This window comes from Mesorhizobium sp. M7A.F.Ca.MR.362.00.0.0 (assembly GCF_004023175.1).
Classification (GTDB): Bacteria; Pseudomonadota; Alphaproteobacteria; order Rhizobiales; family Rhizobiaceae; genus Mesorhizobium.
Genome location: NZ_RZTF01000837.1, coordinates 1 through 797, shown reverse-complemented (window position 1 = coordinate 797; position 797 = coordinate 1). Strand labels below are relative to the sequence as shown.

General features: G+C 65.0%; 1 protein-coding gene and 1 pseudogene. Both read left to right on the top strand.

Annotated features, from left to right (window positions below; genetic code table 11):
• On the top strand, nt 1–516 hold a 516-nt coding region (locus tag EOC06_RS38060; RefSeq protein ID WP_128310161.1), incomplete at its 5' end, for an ATP-binding cassette domain-containing protein.
• Nucleotides 516–797, top strand: a pseudogene (locus EOC06_RS38055) (ABC transporter ATP-binding protein); the annotation flags it as partial. The gene EOC06_RS38060 and the pseudogene EOC06_RS38055, both read left to right, overlap by 1 nt.

Below are 797 nucleotides of genomic sequence, written 5' to 3'. Positions count from 1 at the left end.
GTGCAGCAGGACGCATTCCTGTTCACCACCTCGATCGAGAACAACATCGCCTACGGCAATCCATGGGCGCGCGAGACCCGCATCGGGCAAGCCGCCGAGTATGCCCAATTGCACAACTACATCATCGGGCTTCCCGCCGGCTACACCACAGTCGTTGGCGAACGCGGCGCGTCGCTTTCTGGCGGCCAGCGCCAGCGCCTGACCATCGCCCGCAGCCTGATGCTGCGGCCATCGGTGCTGGTCTTCGACGATTCAACTGCTGCCATCGACGCCGGCACCGAGCAGCGGATCCGGGCAGCGATGAAACGCTTCGCCAAGGACCGCGTGACGCTCATCATCTCGCACCGGCTGAGTTCACTGATGCATGCCGACCAGATCCTGTTCGTGGAGGGCGGCCGGATCGTCGAGCGCGGCACGCATGAGGAACTGCTGGCGCTCGGCGGACGCTACCGCGCCCTTTACGACCTGCAGCTGCGGCCGGACTATGACCGACCCGTTGTAACGGGAGCCGCGTGATGTCGACACATAGCGGCGACGAGAAGGAAGACACCAGCGGGCGGCCGACAAAGGCGGTCGTCGGCTCGCACCGGGACGAGGAAGAAGTCTTCGGCAAGGCCTATGATCCGCGCATCGTGCGGCGCATCTGGAGCTTCGTGAAACCGTATCGGGGCCGGATTTTCATCTCGGTCGCCGCGGTCCTGGTGTTCACGCTGACGCAGCTGGCGATCCCGCTGGTCATCCGCTACGCCATCGACCAAGGCATGGCGGCGGGCACGCTCGACCGGTCGGTGATGATC